This window comes from Microbacterium sp. EYE_78, assembly GCF_023149035.1.
GTDB lineage: Bacteria > Actinomycetota > Actinomycetes > Actinomycetales > Microbacteriaceae > Microbacterium.
Genome location: NZ_JAHXMY010000001.1, coordinates 997,908 through 1,016,352, shown reverse-complemented (window position 1 = coordinate 1,016,352; position 18,445 = coordinate 997,908). Strand labels below are relative to the sequence as shown.

General features: G+C 71.0%; 19 protein-coding genes. 11 read left to right on the top strand and 8 right to left on the bottom strand.

Translation table 11 applies throughout. From position 1 onward, the window contains the following. The first annotated feature begins 16 nt into the window (after positions 1 to 16). Positions 17 to 646 (top strand): TetR/AcrR family transcriptional regulator, encoded by a 630-nt coding sequence (locus KZX17_RS04930; protein WP_248170385.1) that lies wholly within the window; start codon positions 17 to 19, stop codon positions 644 to 646. A 37-nt stretch (positions 647 to 683) separates the two neighbouring features. Here the strand turns inward: KZX17_RS04930 and KZX17_RS04925 are convergent, their stop codons facing one another. Next, a complete protein-coding gene (locus KZX17_RS04925) occupies positions 684 to 1,265 on the bottom strand; it encodes a hypothetical protein (RefSeq protein WP_248170386.1) in 582 nt (193 codons plus the stop codon). Between the two features lie 856 nt (positions 1,266 to 2,121). On the opposite strand from KZX17_RS04925, the gene KZX17_RS04920 reads away from it, so the two are divergent. Further along, the gene (locus KZX17_RS04920) at positions 2,122 to 3,000 is read left to right on the top strand and encodes an aldo/keto reductase (protein ID WP_248170387.1); all 879 of its coding nucleotides are present in this window, start codon (positions 2,122 to 2,124) and stop codon (positions 2,998 to 3,000) included. A gap of 3 nt (positions 3,001 to 3,003) precedes the next feature. Here the strand turns inward: KZX17_RS04920 and KZX17_RS04915 are convergent, their stop codons facing one another. The 3 genes from KZX17_RS04915 to KZX17_RS04905 all read right to left on the bottom strand — a co-directional run bounded on the left by KZX17_RS04915 (position 3,004) and on the right by KZX17_RS04905 (position 5,084). Beyond that, positions 3,004 to 4,071, bottom strand: coding sequence for a spore photoproduct lyase family protein (locus KZX17_RS04915; protein WP_248170388.1), 1,068 nt, complete (start codon positions 4,069 to 4,071; stop codon positions 3,004 to 3,006). Positions 4,072 to 4,108: 37 nt separating this feature from the next. After that, on the bottom strand, positions 4,109 to 4,468 hold the full coding sequence (locus KZX17_RS04910) for a hypothetical protein (RefSeq protein ID WP_248170389.1): 360 nt from the start codon (positions 4,466 to 4,468) through the stop codon (positions 4,109 to 4,111). Between the two features lie 82 nt (positions 4,469 to 4,550). After that, entirely contained in the window at positions 4,551 to 5,084 is a 534-nt protein-coding gene (locus tag KZX17_RS04905) for a MarR family transcriptional regulator (RefSeq protein WP_248170390.1), read from the bottom strand. Positions 5,085 to 5,212: 128 nt separating this feature from the next. On the opposite strand from KZX17_RS04905, the gene KZX17_RS04900 reads away from it, so the two are divergent. The 7 genes from KZX17_RS04900 to KZX17_RS04870 all read left to right on the top strand — a co-directional run bounded on the left by KZX17_RS04900 (position 5,213) and on the right by KZX17_RS04870 (position 12,767). Beyond that, positions 5,213 to 5,551 carry a hypothetical protein gene (locus KZX17_RS04900; RefSeq protein ID WP_248170391.1) on the top strand — a complete coding sequence of 113 codons (339 nt, stop codon included), beginning with the start codon at positions 5,213 to 5,215 and terminating at the stop codon, positions 5,549 to 5,551. 131 nt (positions 5,552 to 5,682) lie between these two features. Then, a complete protein-coding gene (locus tag KZX17_RS04895; protein ID WP_248170392.1) occupies positions 5,683 to 6,561 on the top strand; it encodes a formate/nitrite transporter family protein in 879 nt (292 codons plus the stop codon). A 168-nt stretch (positions 6,562 to 6,729) separates the two neighbouring features. After that, on the top strand, positions 6,730 to 9,309 hold the full coding sequence (nirB, locus tag KZX17_RS04890) for a nitrite reductase large subunit NirB (protein ID WP_248170393.1): 2,580 nt from the start codon (positions 6,730 to 6,732) through the stop codon (positions 9,307 to 9,309). Then, on the top strand, positions 9,306 to 9,686 hold the full coding sequence (gene nirD, locus KZX17_RS04885; RefSeq protein WP_248170394.1) for a nitrite reductase small subunit NirD: 381 nt from the start codon (positions 9,306 to 9,308) through the stop codon (positions 9,684 to 9,686). Before nirB ends, nirD begins: the two co-directional genes overlap by 4 nt. Then, positions 9,683 to 10,921, top strand: a complete 1,239-nt coding sequence (gene cobA, locus KZX17_RS04880; RefSeq protein ID WP_248170395.1) for a uroporphyrinogen-III C-methyltransferase — start codon at positions 9,683 to 9,685, stop codon at positions 10,919 to 10,921. Before nirD ends, cobA begins: the two co-directional genes overlap by 4 nt. Further along, positions 10,918 to 12,075: a uroporphyrinogen-III synthase gene (locus KZX17_RS04875; protein WP_248170396.1), complete on the top strand. Its 1,158-nt coding sequence runs from the start codon at positions 10,918 to 10,920 to the stop codon at positions 12,073 to 12,075. Before cobA ends, KZX17_RS04875 begins: the two co-directional genes overlap by 4 nt. Beyond that, the gene (locus tag KZX17_RS04870) at positions 12,072 to 12,767 is read left to right on the top strand and encodes a sirohydrochlorin chelatase (RefSeq protein ID WP_248170397.1); all 696 of its coding nucleotides are present in this window, start codon (positions 12,072 to 12,074) and stop codon (positions 12,765 to 12,767) included. Before KZX17_RS04875 ends, KZX17_RS04870 begins: the two co-directional genes overlap by 4 nt. Before the next feature lie 142 nt (positions 12,768 to 12,909). Here KZX17_RS04870 and KZX17_RS04865 read toward each other — a convergent pair whose 3' ends face one another. Genes KZX17_RS04865 through KZX17_RS04855 form a run of 3 tightly spaced genes read right to left on the bottom strand, consistent with a single transcriptional unit; the run spans position 12,910 to position 15,865 of the window. Beyond that, entirely contained in the window at positions 12,910 to 13,743 is an 834-nt protein-coding gene (locus tag KZX17_RS04865; RefSeq protein ID WP_248170398.1) for a carbohydrate kinase family protein, read from the bottom strand. Positions 13,744 to 13,763: 20 nt separating this feature from the next. Next, on the bottom strand, positions 13,764 to 14,639 hold the full coding sequence (locus KZX17_RS04860; RefSeq protein WP_248170399.1) for a DMT family transporter: 876 nt from the start codon (positions 14,637 to 14,639) through the stop codon (positions 13,764 to 13,766). Next, a complete protein-coding gene (locus KZX17_RS04855) occupies positions 14,636 to 15,865 on the bottom strand; it encodes a serine hydrolase domain-containing protein (RefSeq protein ID WP_248170400.1) in 1,230 nt (409 codons plus the stop codon). Before KZX17_RS04855 ends, KZX17_RS04860 begins: the two co-directional genes overlap by 4 nt. A 125-nt stretch (positions 15,866 to 15,990) precedes the next feature. Here KZX17_RS04855 and KZX17_RS04850 point away from each other — a divergent pair, with 125 nt between their 5' ends. Together KZX17_RS04850 and KZX17_RS04845 are read left to right on the top strand one after the other, a co-directional pair. Continuing rightward, on the top strand, positions 15,991 to 16,299 hold the full coding sequence (locus KZX17_RS04850; protein ID WP_248170401.1) for a DUF2470 domain-containing protein: 309 nt from the start codon (positions 15,991 to 15,993) through the stop codon (positions 16,297 to 16,299). Positions 16,300 to 16,359: 60 nt separating this feature from the next. Continuing rightward, positions 16,360 to 17,013, top strand: a complete 654-nt coding sequence (locus tag KZX17_RS04845) for a heme oxygenase (biliverdin-producing) (protein ID WP_248170403.1) — start codon at positions 16,360 to 16,362, stop codon at positions 17,011 to 17,013. An 18-nt stretch (positions 17,014 to 17,031) separates the two neighbouring features. On the opposite strand, the gene KZX17_RS04840 is transcribed toward KZX17_RS04845, so the two are convergent. Then, complete coding sequence (locus KZX17_RS04840; protein WP_248170405.1) at positions 17,032 to 18,429, bottom strand: ATP-dependent RecD-like DNA helicase; 1,398 nt, start codon at positions 18,427 to 18,429, stop codon at positions 17,032 to 17,034. Positions 18,430 to 18,445: the final 16 nt, after the last annotated feature.

Below are 18,445 nucleotides of genomic sequence, written 5' to 3'. Positions count from 1 at the left end.
GAACTATCGTTGTGCCATGCCCGACCCCAGCAGAGCTCGAGGACCCTACCGCAAGGGCGTGGAACGGCGGCGCGAGATCGTGGCAGCCGCGGCCGAGCTATTCGCAGAATCCGGGTACGCCTCGTCCTCTATGCGGGAGCTCGCCAAGCGCGTCGGACTTTCGCAGGCCCTCCTGTTGCACTACTTCGCCAACAAGGAGGATCTCCTCGTCGAAGTCCTAAATCTGCGGGACGCCTCGATCGCCGATCGCCTAGCCGACACGGTGGACTCGGATGTCGCATCGCGTTCCCGCGAAGTGGCACGTCACGCCGCGGACCATCCGGGACTGACATCGCTCTACGTCACGCTATCTGCGGAAGCGTCGGACCCGAAGCACCCTGCGCACCGCTACTTCATAGACCACTTCGCAGCAGCTCGCCAGCAGACCCGCGAGCCTGGCGCCGACGTGGACGGCGGATTGCGCGGGGTCAGCAGCGAGTTGGTGACCACTCTGGGGATCGCCGTGATGGACGGTTTGCAGATTCAGCGTCAGTACGACGGCGACGTCGATCCGGTCGCAGCCGTGGACGCGTACTGGGAGCTCGTGTCGGCGGCGCGATCATGGTGGGCGTTACCCAGCGACGACAACAGCCGACGTCGGTCATGAACGGGGCCCCGATACCGGAATCGCGGCGGGCGATGCGTCACAACCACTGGGCCAGCCACGGCTCACACGCGTCCACATCGCTCTGAGTAAATCCGGCTTCGCGGTCCGTGACACGGTGGTAGCGGGTGGCGTCGCTCCCACCCTGTCGTCGGACGAGGTGGAAGGCACCCGCCCAGGTAGGTTCGATCTCGTCGTCGATCCAAAGCAGCGGGTGGCCTGGTCGGTACCCGGCGAGCTGTCTCGCCTTCCAGACGACCGCGTCCTCGTCGCGGATGCCGTCGTTGACAACAGCGACCGGCAGGGATGGGAGACCGAGCGGACTGGCGAAATGCTGGTTCACGTAGTCGACCCATGTGGTGGCCCAGACCACCTCGATGTCCCGAACTAGGAGGCTGCGAATCCAGTCGACGGCGACACCTGAGAAGGAATGCCTCTCGCGCCACAGGCCCTGCTTGTCCCAGAGGGGCGGGCTGTGGTGCTCGGCCGGGAACGCACTCTTCCTGATCTCGATCTCGGCGGTGAGGATGTGGTCGCGGTACTCCTTGCCGGGCCGCGCGTTGGGGACGCGGACCACGCCGTCGAAGTCGAAGGCGATAACGGGGCGGTCCGATTCATTCATGCGTCTGGCTCCTTATTCGAGTTCATCCAATGCAGCAGCGACGTCGATGGATAGCCACGCTGCAGCGACCGCGAGCGTGACGCGATGTCCTATTTCCGCGGTTGCGGATCATCGCAGAAGTCGGGGATCTCGGCCCACATGACGTAGGCATCGCGACCGGAGCGAAAGCAACAGGGGAACGCGTCGCGGCGGTACGTGATCTCGACGGAGACGAGGTCTCGCGCGGGGCTGCCCGTCCGAGTCGGCGGGACTCCGAGCACGCCGTCCATGTCGAGCGCGACCACCGGGCGGAACTCAAGGTCGCTCATCGCCGATCGCTGCCGTCAGCGCCGTCGCGCGTCGATCTGTAGTCGGTTCCGGCATCTTCGGCGCACAGGAGTGCGTACGTTCCTTCTCGCGATCTTCGCAGGACGCCGGGCTTGCCGCAGAGCTCGCAGGTCTGCGAAGCCTCTGCCTCCGCTTCGCGGATCGCGTCCGCGAACGCTGCGCCAACGTCGCTCCGCGGCATGCTCGCGAGGTAGAACTGCAGGACCGCAAACTTCGACTTCACTTGCGACACCCTGTACGTCGGATCGAGCGCTGCCAGCCGATGCTCGAGCCTGACCAGGAGCGGCCACCACCCCTGTGAAACGTAGAGGTGGGATCGCGTTGTCTGGAGTAGCTACAGACAACATTCGTCAACCGAGCATTCCGATTCGCGGCTTTATCAGTCCGAGATGCGAGCTCATTCCCGTCAGCCCCTCCACATTTTTCTCGGCGAACCCGCGGGTCTCGCCCGCGTCAACCCGCCGCGCGCCGACGCCGACCACGCGTATCGTCGGGGGCGACCCTGCACCCACGCCTCGGAAGGCAGCAGATGCGATCCCTCTCCCCCACGCCCGTCATCCTCGGCGCCTCGCGACTCGGCGAGCGCGAGGGCGGTGACCAGCTCGCCGACGCACTGCTGGCCTCGACCATCGGGTACGTCGACACCAGCAACAACTACGCCGGGGGCCGCAGCGAGGAGCTGCTCGGATCGGCTATCCGTCGCGCCGGCGGGCTGCCGCAGGACAAGCTCGTCTACTCGAAGGCCGACAGCGAGCCGGGCACCGGGGTCTTCGACGGCGACCGCGTGAAGCGCTCACTCGACGAGTCGCTCACTCGACTCGGCCTCGAGAGCCTGCCGCTGTACCAGCTCCATGACCCGTACACGATCTCCTTCGACGAGGCCATGGGCGCCGCCGGCGCCGTGCCCGCCCTCCTCGATCTGCGCGAGCAGGGCCTGATCGGCGCGGTCGGCATCGCGTCGGGCACGCTCGCCCAGGTGCAGCAGTACGTCGACACCGGCGTCTTCGACGTCGTGCTCTCGCACAATCGCTACACGCTCGTCGACCGGTCCGCGACGACCCTCTTCGAGACCGCGCGCAGCCTCGGCATGACGGTCGTCAACGCGGCGCCGTTCGGCGGCGGCACCCTCGCGAACAACGCGGCGTCATACGGATACCGCGAGATGCCGGCCGACTTCGCCGCGCACCTCGAGCGGGTCCGCGCGCTCGCACAGGAGCACGGCGTCGACCTGGCGGCTGCCGCGCTGCACTTCTCGCTGCGGAGCGACCTGGTTGACGCGACCGTCGTCGGGATCCCGTCGATCGAGCGCCTCGCGGCCCTGCCGCAGCTGATCGACGCCGAGGTCCCCGACGCGTTCTTCGACGCGGTCGACGCGCTCGGGGAGCCGCCCGCCAGCGGCAACGACTGAGCGTCAGAACGCGTAGCGGATGCGGCACTCCGGCAGGTACCGGGCGACGAGTCCGCGGAACGTCTCGATGTGCGCGGCCTTCGCCTGCGCCCGGTAGCGGACGTTCACCGCGCCGTTCTGCGACACCTTCGCTTCCTGGAGCGCGGGGGTCCACAGCAGCTCCTCGGCCTTCGGATGCCAGCCGAGGTTCACCTCGTGCAGTTGCTCGTTGTGCGTCAGGAAGATCACCTCGGCGGCGAGCTGGGCCTTCGTCGCAGGTGTGAGGACGTCGGCCAGGTGCTGCAGCAGCTGCGACCAGTCCCGCACCCACGTCGGCGTCAGGATGATCGGCGAGAAGTTCAGGTGCACCTCGTAGCCGGCCGCCACGAAGTCATCGATCGCCGCGATCCGCTCGGCGATCGGCGACGTGCGGATGTCGGTCACCTTCGCCGTCTCGTGCGGCATGAGCGAGAAGCGGATGCGGGTGCGCCCCATCGGGTCCCACTCCAGCAGGTCGCGATTGACGTATTTCGTCGCGAACGACGCCTTGGCGGTCGGCAGCATCCGGAACAGATCGCAGAGGTCCCGGACGTTGTCGCTGATCATCGCGTCGACCGAGCAGTCGCTGTTCTCGCCGATGTCGTACACCCAGGCGTCGGGATCGCACTGATTCGGCTCGACCTTCGCGCCCTGCGTCTGCACGTGGCGCGCGAGGTGCGAGGTGATGCGCTCGATGTTCGTGAAGACGGTGACGGGATTGCTGTATCCCTTCCGGCGCGGCACGTAGCAATAGGCGCACGCCATCGCGCAGCCGTTCGCCGTCGACGGCGCGATGAAGTCGGCCGACCGTCCGTTGACCCGCGTCGCGACGCTCTTCTTCTCGCCGAGGACGAGGGCCTCGGTCTTGATGCGCACCCACCGCGCGACGTTGCGCTCATCGCCGTGCACCTCGGGGATCTGCCAGTGCGAGGCGATCGGCACGACCGTCGCGTCGGGCCACCGCGCCAGGATCTCGAGCCCACGGGCAGACGCGGCCGCCGCGGGCTCCGCGTAGATGCGACGCACGTCGAGGAGAGCGGATGCCGGGCGCATCAGTCCGTTCTACCCGGGACCTCCGACATCATTCCGGTCAGGCTCGTCCGAACCCGTCGAGGTCGGGGTCCCAGAACATCTCCGGCCCGTCCTCGTAGGCGGCCTCGCCCGATCCGGCCTCCTCGCGCGGGTAGTGCGGGTGCCGGCGCAGCTGCGCCGCGGCGAACGAGAAGTCCGGCTCTTCGCCCTCCCAGTCGGTGGCGACCGACAGGACGTCGTTGCCGACACCGATGACGAGGGATGCCTCACCCCGCTGGTGGTTCTTCTCGAAGATGATGGGGATGGTCACGGCATCCGCCCTGCCGAGCTCGGCCACCGCCGCGGTCAGCTCGACGAGAGCCTCCGCGACGTCATCGGTCGTGACCACGGTCTCGCCGGCGTACGTGATGCATCTCATCCGACCACCATGCGGTCTCGATCGGATTCTCGCGAGGCGTTGCGCTCGGGCGCCATGGCGGATAGGGCGCCGCCGACCGGCCTCAGTCCGCGACAGCGGGGGCGGGTTCGACGCCGTCGACGGCGTCGGCCATCTGCTGCAGGAACGACACGACGTGCTCCTGTGCGTCGGGCGACATGCCCACTGCGACGCCGTACATGAGGTCGTGCATGCGGCCGAGGGTCTCGCGCACCTCTTCGTTCGCGTGCAGGGTCGCGGTGACGAAGATGCTGCGGCGGTCGTTGGGGTTGGCGGCACGGGTCACGCGCCCCGTCTTCTCGAGACGGTCGAGCATCGTGGTCACCGATGCCGACGTGACGCCCAGGTACTTCACGAGCTCCGACGGACGCGCAGAGTGATCCGGCTGCCGGAGCAGGTAGCGCAGCGCGAGCAGCTCGTTCTCGCCCATCGCCATCGAGTCCCGTGTGCGACGTCGCATCGCCGATTCGGCGGCGCGGTAGGTGCGCAGCGCCTCGAGCACGCGGCGGGCACGATCGCGCTGACCGGGCGCCTCGTCGTACCAGTACCCGACGGACGCCGTCGAACCCTCTGCAGCCTGCGCGCCGACGTCCGCCACATTCACTCCGATCAGGCGCCGAATACGCCGACCCATCGACCATAATCGAAGCGAGGGGCCCGCTCCGGGGCTGTGGCGCCGTGTCCCGGCATCCGCTACCCTCGCCGATCGCCACGAAGGGATCCCCCATGCCGTTCCGCAGCAAAGAGACCCTCGAGCGCTGGGTCGATGAGTTCCACGCCGCCCGCAAGGCCGGCGACCTGATCAAAGTCGTCGTCCAGGACGGATCCGACGGCGGCGACACCGGACTCGTCGTCGTGCCGCTGGCCGACAACACCGTCTCGGTCTTCATGGAACCGCTCGAAGTCGGCGACGCCCACTGGCGGATCACCATCGAGCCGCAGCCCGAAACGACGATCCTCAGCAGCCACCAGCTGCAGGCCATGGCGCATGAACTGGCGGTGGCCGCCGAGCTGTGCGCGTACCTCGAGGCCCGCTCGGTCGGACATGAGGAATCCACGGACTGACCTCACATCGCGTCCTCTCCGATTGAGAGGAAGAGGTAACCAAAGCGGTCGATCCCGGTGACGCCGCGCGAAACACCCGCCCTTTAGCGTCGAGCCCACACACCCCGGCTCCACGACCGAAGGGACCCGCGATGACCTACGTCACCCCCACCGACCTCGCCCAGAACATCTTCGACGCCGGCGCGTCGAAGGTACTGCTCTCCACCCGCGACACGCTCGTCCGCGCCATCATGGGCGGGGCGGTCCTCACGATCGCCGCCGCCTTCGCCGTCACCATCAGCGTGACCACCGGCAGCCCGCTCCTCGGGGCCGTGCTGTTCCCGATCGGGTTCATCATGCTGTACCTGCTCGGCTACGACCTGCTGACCGGCGTGTTCGTCCTCGCTCCGCTCGCGTGGCTCGCGAAGCGCCCCGGGGTCACCCTCGGCGGCATCCTCCGCAACTGGGGACTCGTCTTCCTCGGCAACTTCATCGGCGCGTTCGCGATCGCGGTGCTGATGGCGATCGTGTTCACCAACGGCTTCGCAACCGCCCCGAACGCCGTCGGCGAGGCCATCGGCCACATCGGCGAGGGTCGCACGGTCGGTTACGCCGAGTACGGCGCCAACGGGATGCTGACGCTGTTCGTGCGGGCGGTCCTCTGCAACGCGATGGTGGCCACCGGCGTCGTCCTCGCGATGGTGTCGAAGGACGTCATCGGAAAGATCTTCGCGATGTGGATGCCGATCATGCTCTTCTTCTTCATGGGCTTCGAGCACTCGATCGTGAACATGTTCCTCTTCCCGTCCGGCCTGCTGCTCGGCGGCGACTTCACGATCGTCGACTACCTGATCTGGAACGAGATCCCGACCGTGCTCGGCAACCTGGTCGGCGGCCTGCTGTTCGTCGGACTGCCGATCTACCTCACCTACGGTCGCCCCTCGGCGCCCCGCCGGGTGCGCGCCTCGCGCCGCGACAAGGCCGCCGCCGCGGCGGCGCCGGCCCCGGTGGAGGTCGGCGCCGCGCGCTGACGTCCGCGTCGTCTCCGCGAGAGGTGCTCCGCCCATCGGGCGGGGCACCTCTCGACCACCAGCAACCTGTTGCTCGACCAGGAAGGGGCGCGAGCCATGGCGCGCACCGTAAACAGCCCGCAACACTCCGCGAACGCCGCCGCAACGTCTCCCGCGTACGGTCACGGCATGAGCTCCACCGGCCCCACCCCACCCCACGTCGTGGTGGTCGGGGCGGGGATGGTCGCCCACCGCTTCGTCGAGAGCCTGCTCAGCCGCACCGACGAACCGTGGCGCATCACCGTCATCGGCGAAGAGCCCCGGCATCCGTACGACCGCGTCGGACTCACCTCGTTCTTCGCAGGCGCGTCGGCTGACGACCTCGCGCTCGACGCGGCACCACTCTCGGATGAGCGGGTGCGCTTCCTCCGCGGCGCGACCGTGACGCGCATCGACCGCGACGCCGCCGAGGTGCGCACCGATCGCGGCGAGCGCATCGGCTACGACCGGCTCGTCCTCGCCACCGGCTCGTACGCCGCGCGGCTCGCGGTGGACGGCTACGACCACGACGGATGCTTCGTCTACCGCACGCTCGACGACGTCGAGGCGCTGGAGCGATTCGTGCAGCGCCGCTCGGCCGAACTCGGCCGGCGGCTCGTCGGCACGGTCATCGGCGGGGGCCTGCTGGGGCTCGAGGCGGCCGGCGCCCTGCAGGGACTCGACGTCGACTGCACGGTCGTGCAGTCCTCCGACCGCCTCATGTCCGCGCAGCTGGATCTCCCCGCCGGTGACGCGCTGCGCCGCCTCATCGAGGCACGGGGCATCGGCGTGCGCACGTCGTCGCTGACCACGCGTCTGGACGCCGACCGCAGCGGCCAGGTCGTCGGCCTGGAGTTCCGGGACGGCACGTGGGAGCAGAGCGACGTCGTGGTCTTCACCGTCGGCGTCCGCCCGCGCGACGAGCTCGCCCGCAGCGCCGGCCTGACCGTCGATCCGCGCGGCGGCGTGGTCATCGACGCGGGGTGCGACACCTCCGACCCGCGCATCCTCGCCATCGGCGAGGTCGCGAGCTTCGACGGACGCTGCGTCGGCCTCGTCGCACCCGGCTACGCGATGGCCGAGGTCGCCGCGGCGCGGCTCCTGGGCCTCGAGGCCGCATTCGGCGGCTTCGACGAGTCCACGAAGCTGAAGCTCTCGGGAGTCGACGTCGCGAGTTTCGGCGACGCGTTCGCCGAGACCCCCGGCGCACTCGACGTCGTCTACGCCGACCCGGTCGCGGGCGTCTACAAGAAGCTCGTCGTCTCGGACGACGCGAAGACGCTGCTCGGCGGCATCCTCGTCGGCGACGCCTCGGCGTACGGATCGCTTCGTCCCCTCGTCGGCAGCGCCCTCGGCGGCGACCCGGTCGCCTACCTGATGCCGCAGGACGGCGTCGCGGCGCCCTCGGGCGAGCTGCCGGACGACGCCCTCGTGTGCTCGTGCAACAGCGTGACAGCCGGCGGCATCCGCTCGGCCGTCCACGACGAGGGCTGCACCGATGTGAAGGGCATCAAGGCCTGCACGAAGGCGGGAGCAGCGTGCGGATCGTGCGTCGGGATGATCACGAAGATCCTCGGGTCCGAGCTCGCGAAGACCGGTGCGACGCTCAGCACGGCACTCTGCGAGCACTTCGCGATGTCGCGCCGCCAGCTCTTCGACGCCGTCCGCGTGTCTGGTCTGCAGACCTTCAGCGCCGTCATCGAACGCTTCGGCACCGGCCGCGGCTGCGACATCTGCAAGCCCGCGCTCGCCAGCATCCTCTCCACGCTCACCGGCCGCCACGTCCTCGACGGCGAGAACGCCACCCTGCAGGACACCAACGACCACGTCATGGCGAACATGCAGAAGGACGGCAGCTACTCCGTCGTCCCGCGCATCCCGGGCGGCGAGATCACCCCCGAGGGCCTCGTCGTCATCGGGCAGGTCGCGCAGGACTTCGGGCTGTACACGAAAATCACCGGTGGCCAGCGGATCGACATGTTCGGGGCCCGCCTCGAGCAGCTGCCCGACATCTGGCAGCGCCTCGTCGACGCCGGGTTCGAATCGGGGCACGCCTACGGCAAGTCGCTGCGCACCGTGAAGTCGTGCGTCGGATCGACGTGGTGCCGGTACGGCGTGCAGGACTCGGTGGGCATGGCGGTCCAGCTCGAGCTGCGGTACCGCGGGCTCCGCTCGCCGCACAAGATCAAGCTCGGCGTCTCGGGCTGCGCGCGCGAGTGCGCAGAGGCCCGGGGCAAAGACGTGGGCGTCATCGCGACCGAGGCAGGCTGGAACATGTACGTCGGCGGCAACGGCGGGTTCACGCCGCGCCACGCGGTGCTGCTCGCCGAAGGGCTCGACGACGCGGGGCTGCTGCAGGCGATCGACCGATTCCTCATGTACTACGTCTTCACCGCCGACCGGCTGCAGCGGACCGCCCCCTGGTTCGAGGCGCTGGAGGGCGGCATCGACGAGCTGCGCCGCGTCATCTTCGACGACTCGCTCGGCATCTGCGACGACCTGGATGCCGCAATGGCCCGACACCTCGACAACTACGAGGACGAGTGGAAGGCGACCCTCGAGGACCCCGAGAAGCTCCGCCGCTTCGCCTCGTTCGTGAACGCCCCCACCACCCCCGACCCCTCGCTCGCGTACACGACCGAGCGCGGCCAGGCTCGCCCTGCCACAGCGGAGGAGCGCGAGGACGGCAGCGTCCTCATCGCGGGCACGACGCTGGAGGTGCGGCGATGACGATGGTGGCCCACGAGACGGATGCCGCGGTGCCCGCCGGCTGGACCGCGGTCTGCGCGCTCGGCGACCTCGAGGTCGAGCGCGGGCGGGCGGCGCTCCTCGACGACGGTGAGCAGATCGCGCTGTTCCTCACGCACGTCGGCCGGGTGCACGCCGTGCAGAACCTCGACCCGTACAGCGGCGCGCACGTCATCTCGCGGGGCATCGTCGGCACCCGGGCCGATGTGCCGACCGTGGCGTCCCCCATGTTCAAGCAGGTGTTCGACCTGCGCACCGGCGTCTGCCTCGAGACGCAGGGCAAAGATCCGAAGACGCTGCGGGTCTGGCCCGCGGCCGTCGAGGGCGGCATCGTCTACGTCCGACGGGAGCAGTCATGACCACCACCCTCGGGCTCTCGCTCACCGGCCGTCGGGTCGTCTTCGCCGGCGGCGGAGCGGTCGCCGCCCGCCGCGTGGGCCGCTTCCTCGACGAGGGCGCGCTCGTGACCGTCGTCGCCCCCGCGCTCGGCGACGCGATGCGCGCGCACGTCGACGCGGGCCGCGTGACCTGGGTTGCCCGCGGCATCCGCGAGGCGGATGTGACGGATGCGTGGTTCGTCCACGCCGCGACGGCCGTCGCATCCGTCGACGCGGCCGTCGCCGCGTGGTGCGAGCGCGCGCGGGTGTTCTGCGTCAACGCGTCCGACGGTGCACACGGCACGGCGCGGCTCACGGCGGAGACCCGCTCGGGCGACGTCATCGTCGCCGTCGCCTCGGACGCCGGGGTCGACCCGCGCCGCTCCGCGCGCCTGCGCGACGCGATCGGCGCGGCGCTGCGCGACGGGACGCTGCCCCTGCGACGACGGCGCAGGGCCGCCGGACGCGTCGACCTGGTCGGCGGCGGGCCAGGCCCGGCCGACCTCATGACGATCCGCGGCCGGCGCCTGCTCGCCGAGGCCGACGTCGTCGTGGCCGACCGACTCGGGCCCATCGATGTGCTGAGCGATCTCGACCCCGACGTCGAGATCATCGACGTCGGGAAGGCGCCCGGCCACCACCCCGTGCCGCAGGAGGAGATCAACGCCCTGCTGGTTGCGCACGCCAAGGCCGGCAAGCGCGTCGTCCGGCTGAAAGGCGGCGACCCGTTCGTCTTCGGGCGCGGCGGCGAAGAGGTCGCCGCGTGCCTGGCCGCCGGCATCCCCGTCGAGGTCGTGCCCGGGCTGACGAGCGTCGTCTCCGTGCCCCAGGCGGCCGGCATCCCCGTCACCCACCGCGGCACCGCCGCGGGGCTGCACGTCACCATCGGCCAGGGTCCCGTCTCCCCCGCGACGCGGGCGGCACTGGCGGACGCGACCATCACCACCGTCGTCCTCATGGGCGTCGCCGCACTGCCCAAGCTCGTCGCCGCGGCGCTCGGCGCCGGCGCCCCCGCCGACCGACCGGTCGCGATCATCGAGCGCGGGCACACCCCGACGCAGCGGACGACCCGGACGACGCTCGCGAATGCGGTGACGGATGCCGCATCGGCCGGCGTCAGCAACCCCGCCGTCATCGTCATCGGCGACGTCGCCGCCGCCGGGCTCCTGCTCCCCGATGCCGCCGTGATCGCCGGATCGGGGGACCCGTCCCGGTGAACTCCGCCGTCCGCCCCGCCCTGTCCGCCGCGCTCGGCGGCTGCACGATCGTCATCGCCGTCGATCGTCGGTCAGCCGAGCTCGCGACGGCGCTGGAGCGGCACGGCGCGACGGTCCGGCACGCGCCCGCCCTGACGATCGTGTCGCACATCGACGACGAGTCCCTCGTCGAGGCGACGCGGCAGCTGATCGATGCGCCGCCGGACGTCGTCGTCGCGACGACGGGGGTCGGGTTCCGCGGGTGGATGGAGGCGGCCGACGAGGCGGGCCTGCAGGCCGAGCTGCACGACGCCCTGTCAGGTGCGCAGATCGTCGCGAGAGGCCCCAAGGCGCGCGGCGCGATCCAGCAGGCGGGGTTGACCGCCGACTGGGTGGCCGAATCGGAGACGAGCGAGGAGCTCGGGTCGTTCCTGCTCGCCGAGGGCGTCGCGGGCCGCCGGGTCGCGGTCCAGCACCACGGGTCGGGCGCCGATGGCCTCGACGAACTGTTCGCCGACGCCGGCGCGGACGTCGTGAGTCTGACGGTCTACCGCTGGGGCCCGCCGCCCGACGCCGCCGCGGTCGCCCGGTCCGTCGCGCAGACGGCGCAGGGCGAGGTGGATGCGGTGCTCTTCACGTCGGCGCCCGGCGCGGCCGAATGGCTGGCGACCGCACGGCGCGAGGGCGCGCTCGAGGCGATCGTCGACCGCGCCGCCGATCGGCGCCTCCTGCTCGCCGCCGTCGGACCGATCACCGCGGGGCCGGTCCTCGACGCGGGCGCGGACCCCCTCATCGCCGAACGCGGACGCCTCGGGTCGCTCGTCCGCGCGGTCGTCACCCACTTCGGCGGCGGCTCCGCGCCCTCACTCGACACGGCCGCCGGCCGCCTGGAGCTCCGCAGCACCGCCGCCGTGCTCGACGGGCAGGTGCTCCCCCTCTCGCGCGCGTCGCTCTCGCTCCTCCGGGCGCTGTTCGACGCCCGCGGTGGTGTCGTCGCCCGTGCCGACCTCGCCGCAGCCCTCCCTCGGTCGGGTGGCGCGCCCTCCGACAGCGCCCATGCCGTCGACGTGGCGATCGGCCGCACGCGCGACGCGCTCGGCATCCCGACCCTCATCCGCACCGTCGTCAAGCGCGGGTACCGGCTCGACGTCGCCTCCCCGGAAGGCCTCGCATGACCCCCGTCCTCATCGCCTGCTCGCACGGGACCAGCTCGCCGGACGGCCGCGCCGCCATCTCCGCCACCGTCGAGAAGGTGCGCCTGCTGCTGCCGGACGTCTCGGTCGAAGAGGCCTTCGTCGACGTGCAGCAGCCCGAGATCGACGACGTCGTCCGCGCCGTCTCGCCTCGACCCGCCGTCGTCGTGCCCCTGCTCCTGTCGACCGGGTTCCACACGAAGGTCGACATCGCCCGCGCGGTGACGGATGCCGGGGGCCGCGCGACGGCGACCGCGGCGCTCGGACCGCACCCCTTGCTGGCCGAGCTGCTCGCGACCCGCCTGCACGAGGTGGGGCTGTCGGCGGGCGACGCCGTCGTGCTCGCGGCCGCGGGATCGAGCGACCCCGCGGCATCCGTCGACGTCGCCGGCATGGCCGACCTGCTGCGGCACCACCTCGACGCGTCCGTCTCGGTCGCCTTCGCGGCGGGCGCCGGCATCCGCATCGGCGACGCCGTCGCGCAGGCGCGCGCCGCCGGTGCCCGCCGCGTCGTCGCGGCCAGCTACGTCCTCGCGCCGGGCCACTTCGCCGACGTCATCGCCCGTGGCGGAGCCGACGTCGTCACCGCGCCGCTGGCTCCCGACGACGCGGTCGCCCGCATCGTCGCGGAACGCTACCTCGCCGCCGCCGACACCCTCGCCCGCGCCGCCTGAGCCGCATCACCTGACCCGCCGCCGCGCGGCGAGCCGACCCCCGCGAAAGCGCCCCTTCGCGCCGAGCGCGCTGCGCGCTGCGCGGCATCCGAGGACGCGCCCGGCACGAACCAGCGCGCTCGGCGACGGGTGCGGCGCGCGCTCAGCCGAGCGCGGGGTGCAGATGAGCGGACTCCAGCGCGACGACCGCCTGCAGCGCGCCCGCCGCGAGGCATCCGTCCACGTCGGCGCCCGCCAGATGGGCGGCGAGGAATCCGGCGAAGAAGGCGTCGCCCGCGCCGTTGGTGTCGACGAGGTCGACGGATGCCGCGGCGACGGCGTATCGCGTGCCGTCCGCGCCCAGCGCGATCGCCCCGTCCGCACCGCGCGTGCAGACCGCCAAGCGAGGGCCGCGGTCGACGCACGATCGCAGCAGCGCCCACGGGTCGCCGACCGCGTCGTCGTTCATGAAGACGACCTCGGCGGCGCGCAGGAACGGCTCGTGGAATGCCGAGGACCCGTCGTAGTCGTGCAGGTCGGTCCAGACCGGGGCGCCCGGGCCACGCCGGATCAGCTCGGCCCCGAAGACGCCGAGATCGACGACCGCGACCTCGGCGGTCGCCAGGTCGGCGAGTGCCGCAGCGACGGCGGACTCCTCAGCGGGCGACGGCGTGGCGACGTACAGCGACACCCGAGCGCCCGCCGCGGTCATCAGGTTCACGTGCTGCTCGGTGACCCCGCTCGGGTGAGGTACCACGTCGACGCCGGCGCGCTGCAGCGCCTCGGCGACCGCCGCGCCCTCGGCGTCCTCGCCGAGCTGGGCGTGCAGTCGAACGGTCACGCCGGCATCCGCCAGATGCACCGCCTTTCCGGCCGACGTGCCTCCCACGGTTCGCACCGACGCGGAGGCGAACTGCATGTGCGGGACGGGCTCGGGGAGGCGATCGAGCAGGATGAGGTGATTCCACGCGGCGGGCCCGCAGACGACGACGGTCATGCGCCCAGTCAAGCGCAGCGTCAGCCGGTCGGCTCGGCGATGTCGTCCGCGCGGCGGCCCCCTGCGCGGACGGCGCCGATCGACGCGGCGATGACGAGGCCGATGCCGACGACCTCGAGCAGGGCGAGGTGCTGGCCGAGCAGCAGGACGCCCGCGAGTGCCGCCGTCGCCGGCGCGAGCGCCATCAGGATCGAGAACGCCGCTGCCGGCAGCCTCCGCAGGGCGATGAGTTCCAGCGTGTACGGAATCGTCGACGACAGCAGGGCGACCGCCGCGCCGAGCGCGACGAGGTCGAGACGCAGCAGCGCATCACCCGCGTTCGCGACGCCGAACGGCAGCAACAGCACGGCGCCCACCGCCATCGCGAGTGCCAGCCCGTCGAGCTTCGGGAACGCTGCGCCGACCCTGGCGGACGCGAGGATGTAGAACGCCCAGCTCACTGCGGCCCCGAGCGCGAAGACGACGCCGAGCGCGTCGAGGCGGTCGAATCCACCGCCGCCGAGGGCGAGGACGCCCGCGAGCGCGAGACCCGCCCAGAGCCACGCTGACGCACGCCTGCTCGCGATGATCGACAAAGCGAGTGGGCCGAGCACCTCGATCGTCACCGTCACCCCGAGCGCGAGCCGCTCGAGGGCCAGGTAGAAGAACCCGTTCATGACGGCGAGCGCAACTCCCAGCTGCACGACGGCCACCCACGCCGATCGGCTGTGGCCACGCAGGGAGGGGCGCGCGATGAGCCAGAGGATGATCGCCGAGAACACCAGGCGCAGCATGACCATGCCGAGCGGGCCGACCTCGGGGAACAGCAGCACCGCGAGCGAGGCGCCGACCTCTTGGCAGCACAGCCCGGCGACGACGAGGCCGACGGCGGTCGTCGGGACCGGCCGCGCGCTCACTCGCCGCAGACGGCGAGATCGGCCATCTGCGCTGCGAGACTCTCGGCCGTCCAGGGCAGGCCGACCTGCGGCGTCTCTCGCCCTTCGGCTGCGGGGGTCTTCGACGCGACGGCCGCCAGCTGCCACGCGAGCACGCGAGCGACGGTGGCGGACGCGCGGGAGTTGTTGAGCACCACGACGACCGACATGCCCGTCTCACGGTCGGCGAAGGCCGCCGTCATGTAGCCGGGGAGGGAGCCGTACTGCCCGACGAGGGAGCCCGCCTGGTACGCACCGCCGTCGGCGGTGAACCAGGATGCCTGCGAGGTTCCCGTCGGGCGCGGGTCGGCGAAGCGCTGCTCTGAGTCGTAGCTCCGAGCTCCGACGGCGAGCGCGCGGACGTAGGTCGCGAGGTCGGACACGGTCGACACGGCACCCGCCGCGGCAGCGCCGGCGCTGGACGTGAGATCGGTGAGGTCCCGGGGGGCGGCGCAGTCCACCGCACCGTCGGTGTTCGCCGAGTACAGACCCGCGAGCCGGTCGGCCATCGAACCGACGCCGGCGGGGAAGGAACTGTGCGTCATGCCGAGCGGTTCGAACACGTACCGGTCGTACAGCTCGGCGAGCGGTCGCTGCGCGGCGCGTTCGAGGACGATCCCGAGCAGTGTGTAGCCCGTGTCGGAATCACCGAAGCGCGACCCCGCGCGGAACACCGGTCCCTGTCCGAGGCCGTAGGCGACCAGTTCGCGGGGATTCCAGACGCGGTCCGGTGTCGTCAGCAGCCGAGGGAAGATCTCGTCGAGGTAGGGATGCAGTCCGCTGGTGCTGTCGCAGAGCTGCTCGAGGGTCAGGTCGCTCTCACCCGGGTAGGTGTCGAGCCACTCGCCGACGGTGTCGTCGAGTGCGACGGTGCCCTCGGCGGCCATCCCGTAGAGGACGTCGCACGTCATGGACCGTGTGATGCTCGTCGCCTTGAAGGTCATCGATGGGTCGACGGTGCCGCCGTCGGGCGTCGACGAACCGAGGCCGGCGATCCACTGCCCTGCCCACGGGACGGAGACGCTCACGATGCCCCCGCTCGCGCCGGCACCGGTCATGGCCGTCTCGACGAGTCCCTGCATCTGCGCGACGGCGTCGTCGGGGAGTGCCCCGTCGACCTGGTCGATGCCGAGCTCGACGGTCTCGACCTCGGGCGAACAGGCGGCGAGACCCACGGCGAGGCCGAGGGCTGCGACGGCAGCGATCACCCGCCTCGACACACGACCTCTCACGCGCCAGATCACCCCCGTCTTGAACCTCTCTCGATTGAAGCACACGGAGGCCTCCGCCCCGGCCCGGCAGGGCCGTGCCGCCTGTGCCTAGGCTGACCCGCATGGCCCATGTCTTCGACGACGCGGTCGTCCGCGCCGTCCTGCACCACATGAACGACGACCACCGCGACGACAACGTCCTCATCGCCCGCGCGTTCTCGCCGGTCCCCGACGTCGTCGCCTCGACGATGACGACCTTCGACGGCGCCGGCGGGCAGTGGCACGTCATCGGCGCCGACGGTGCCGAGGAGGTCGTCCGGATCCCCTGGCCGGGCGGGACCATCACCGAGCGACCCGAGGTGCGGCGCGAGATCGTCGCGCTCTACGACGCGGCCTGCGACCGGTTGGGCGTCGAACCGCGTCCGCACTGACCCGCAGTCGATGAAAATCAGACCTTCAGGTTAGCTGACCCTTACTGTACGCTCGGGGCCATGCCCGAACCCGTCGCCTTCTCGGCCGTCGTCCGCGAACGCTCATCCGGAGCGCACTCGTCCAGCGAGGGGGCGGACTTCATGACCGACCTCATGCGGGGCAAGGGCACGCGCGAGGACTACGTCGCCCTCGTCGCGCAGCACTGGTTCATCTACGAGGCACTCGAGGCTGCGGCGGCCCGCATGGCGGACGATCCGGTGGCATCCGCCTTCGTCAGCGACAAGCTGACCCGCCTGCCCGCCCTCGAAGCCGACCTCGAGTTCCTCATCGGGCCCGACTGGCGTAGCCGGATCGCGCCACTGCCCGCCACTACGAGGTACGTCGCGCGCATCACCGAGGTGGGCACGGCGTGGCCGGGCGGCTTCGTCGCCCACCACTACACGCGCTACCTCGGCGACCTGTCGGGCGGGCAGTTCATCGGACGTGTGCTGTCGCGGCAGTTCGGCTTCGAGACGAACGGCATCGGCTTCTACCTCTTCGACGAGATCGCAGACCCCGCCGCCTTCAAGGACGTCTACCGCGAGCAGCTCGACGCCGCACCATGGGACGCCGATGAGCGCGAGCGTGTCATCGCCGAGGTCCTGCTCGCCTACCGCTGCAACACCGAACTCTTTGTCGACCTCGCCGCCGCGAAGAAGGCCGCCGCGGCCTGAACGGACGGATGCCGGGCGTCAGCCGGCGGCCTGTGCCGCCGCGCGCACCCCGGCCATGAATCTGCGCACGTCGCGGTCGACGAGGATGTCGGCGGGGCGGAGCGGACGCGAGAGGTACAGGCCCTCGAGCGAGGTGAGCCGCGAGAGGGCGACGTACGTCTGCCCGGGGGCGAAGGCCCCGTTCCCGAGATCGACGATGGCTCGGTCGTACGTCTTGCCCTGCGACTTGTGGATGGTGACCGCCCACGCGAGCCGCAGCGGGAACTGCGTGTACTCCGCGACGATCTCGCGCGTGAGCTTGCGGGTGGCGGGATCGTAGGCGTAACGGAACTTCTCCCACACCGTCGGCTCGACGTCGTGCTCCTCACCGTCGAGCTCGACCCGCACGCTCGCCCCCGCGATGCGCGTGACCGTGCCGATGGAGCCGTTCACCCACCGCGGCCCGTCGCCACCGAAGCCGCCGATGTCGTTGCGCAGGAACATCACCTGCGCGCCGACCTTCAGCTGCAGCTCCTGGTCCGCCGGGTACGACGCATCGCCGCGGCCGAAGTCACCGCTGATCTCGGCGCGGGCGGTCTGGACCGGGCCCGGCAGCGCGTCGAGGTGCCGCTGGTTGATGCGTGTGACGATGTCGTTGCGCGTCGCGAGGGTGATGATCGGCACCTCGCCCTCGACGGGCTCGGGCGGGGTGCGCGACCCCGCGGCGTTCAGCGCTCCGGCGATGTCGGCCGTGACGACGCCGTGACGCACTGCGTTGAGCATGCCCTTGAACGCGTCGTCGGACTGGCGGTGGATGTCACGCAGCTCGGCGATGTGCAGAGGAGCCCCGACCCGTCCGAGATCCAGCAGGCCGTCCGAGCGGATCGCACCGGCATCCGCCCGTGGACCCGCCCACACCTGCGCGTCGAAGAACCAGAACGAGCGGTAGTGGTCCTGGATGTAGCGCAGCTCGTCGCCGCGGGGCGGCACGGGCGAGAGCTGATAGGGGTCCCCGAACATGACGACCTGCACGCCGCCGAACGGCTCGGACCGGCGACGCCGCGCCTGCCGGAGCGACCGGTCGATCGCATCCATGACGTCGGCGTTGACCATCGAGACCTCGTCGATCACGAGCGTGTCGATGGCGTTCAGGATCTTGCGCGTGGCATCCGTCTGCTCCAGCTCGCTGTCGGCGATGAGGCCGATCGGCAGCTTGAAGAGGGAGTGGATCGTCTGCCCGTCGACGTTCAGAGCGGCGACGCCCGTGGGCGCGCAGACGGCGATCTGCTTGTGCGTGTTCCAGGCCAGGTGCTGCAGCAGCGTCGACTTGCCGGTGCCGGCACGGCCGGTCACGAAGACGTGCTCGCGGGTGTCCTCGATGAGGCGGAAGAGCGCGTCCTGCTCGGCAGACAGGGGCGGCGTGCTCACCGGAACCATGCTAGCTACCAGCGGG

Excerpts from the sequence above, each read along its gene's own strand:
- KZX17_RS04930 (WP_248170385.1), top strand. The coding sequence starts at position 17 with ATGCCCGACCCCAGCAGAGCTCGAGGACCCTACCGCAAGGGCGTGGAA.
- KZX17_RS04925 (WP_248170386.1), bottom strand. The coding sequence starts at position 1,265 with ATGAATGAATCGGACCGCCCCGTTATCGCCTTCGACTTCGACGGCGTG.
- KZX17_RS04920 (WP_248170387.1), top strand. The coding sequence starts at position 2,122 with ATGCGATCCCTCTCCCCCACGCCCGTCATCCTCGGCGCCTCGCGACTC.
- KZX17_RS04915 (WP_248170388.1), bottom strand. The coding sequence starts at position 4,071 with ATGCGCCCGGCATCCGCTCTCCTCGACGTGCGTCGCATCTACGCGGAG.
- KZX17_RS04910 (WP_248170389.1), bottom strand. The coding sequence starts at position 4,468 with ATGAGATGCATCACGTACGCCGGCGAGACCGTGGTCACGACCGATGAC.
- KZX17_RS04900 (WP_248170391.1), top strand. The coding sequence starts at position 5,213 with ATGCCGTTCCGCAGCAAAGAGACCCTCGAGCGCTGGGTCGATGAGTTC.
- KZX17_RS04895 (WP_248170392.1), top strand. The coding sequence starts at position 5,683 with ATGACCTACGTCACCCCCACCGACCTCGCCCAGAACATCTTCGACGCC.
- nirB (WP_248170393.1), top strand. The coding sequence starts at position 6,730 with ATGAGCTCCACCGGCCCCACCCCACCCCACGTCGTGGTGGTCGGGGCG.
- nirD (WP_248170394.1), top strand. The coding sequence starts at position 9,306 with ATGACGATGGTGGCCCACGAGACGGATGCCGCGGTGCCCGCCGGCTGG.
- cobA (WP_248170395.1), top strand. The coding sequence starts at position 9,683 with ATGACCACCACCCTCGGGCTCTCGCTCACCGGCCGTCGGGTCGTCTTC.
- KZX17_RS04870 (WP_248170397.1), top strand. The coding sequence starts at position 12,072 with ATGACCCCCGTCCTCATCGCCTGCTCGCACGGGACCAGCTCGCCGGAC.
- KZX17_RS04865 (WP_248170398.1), bottom strand. The coding sequence starts at position 13,743 with ATGACCGTCGTCGTCTGCGGGCCCGCCGCGTGGAATCACCTCATCCTG.
- KZX17_RS04850 (WP_248170401.1), top strand. The coding sequence starts at position 15,991 with ATGGCCCATGTCTTCGACGACGCGGTCGTCCGCGCCGTCCTGCACCAC.
- KZX17_RS04845 (WP_248170403.1), top strand. The coding sequence starts at position 16,360 with ATGCCCGAACCCGTCGCCTTCTCGGCCGTCGTCCGCGAACGCTCATCC.
- KZX17_RS04840 (WP_248170405.1), bottom strand. The coding sequence starts at position 18,429 with ATGGTTCCGGTGAGCACGCCGCCCCTGTCTGCCGAGCAGGACGCGCTC.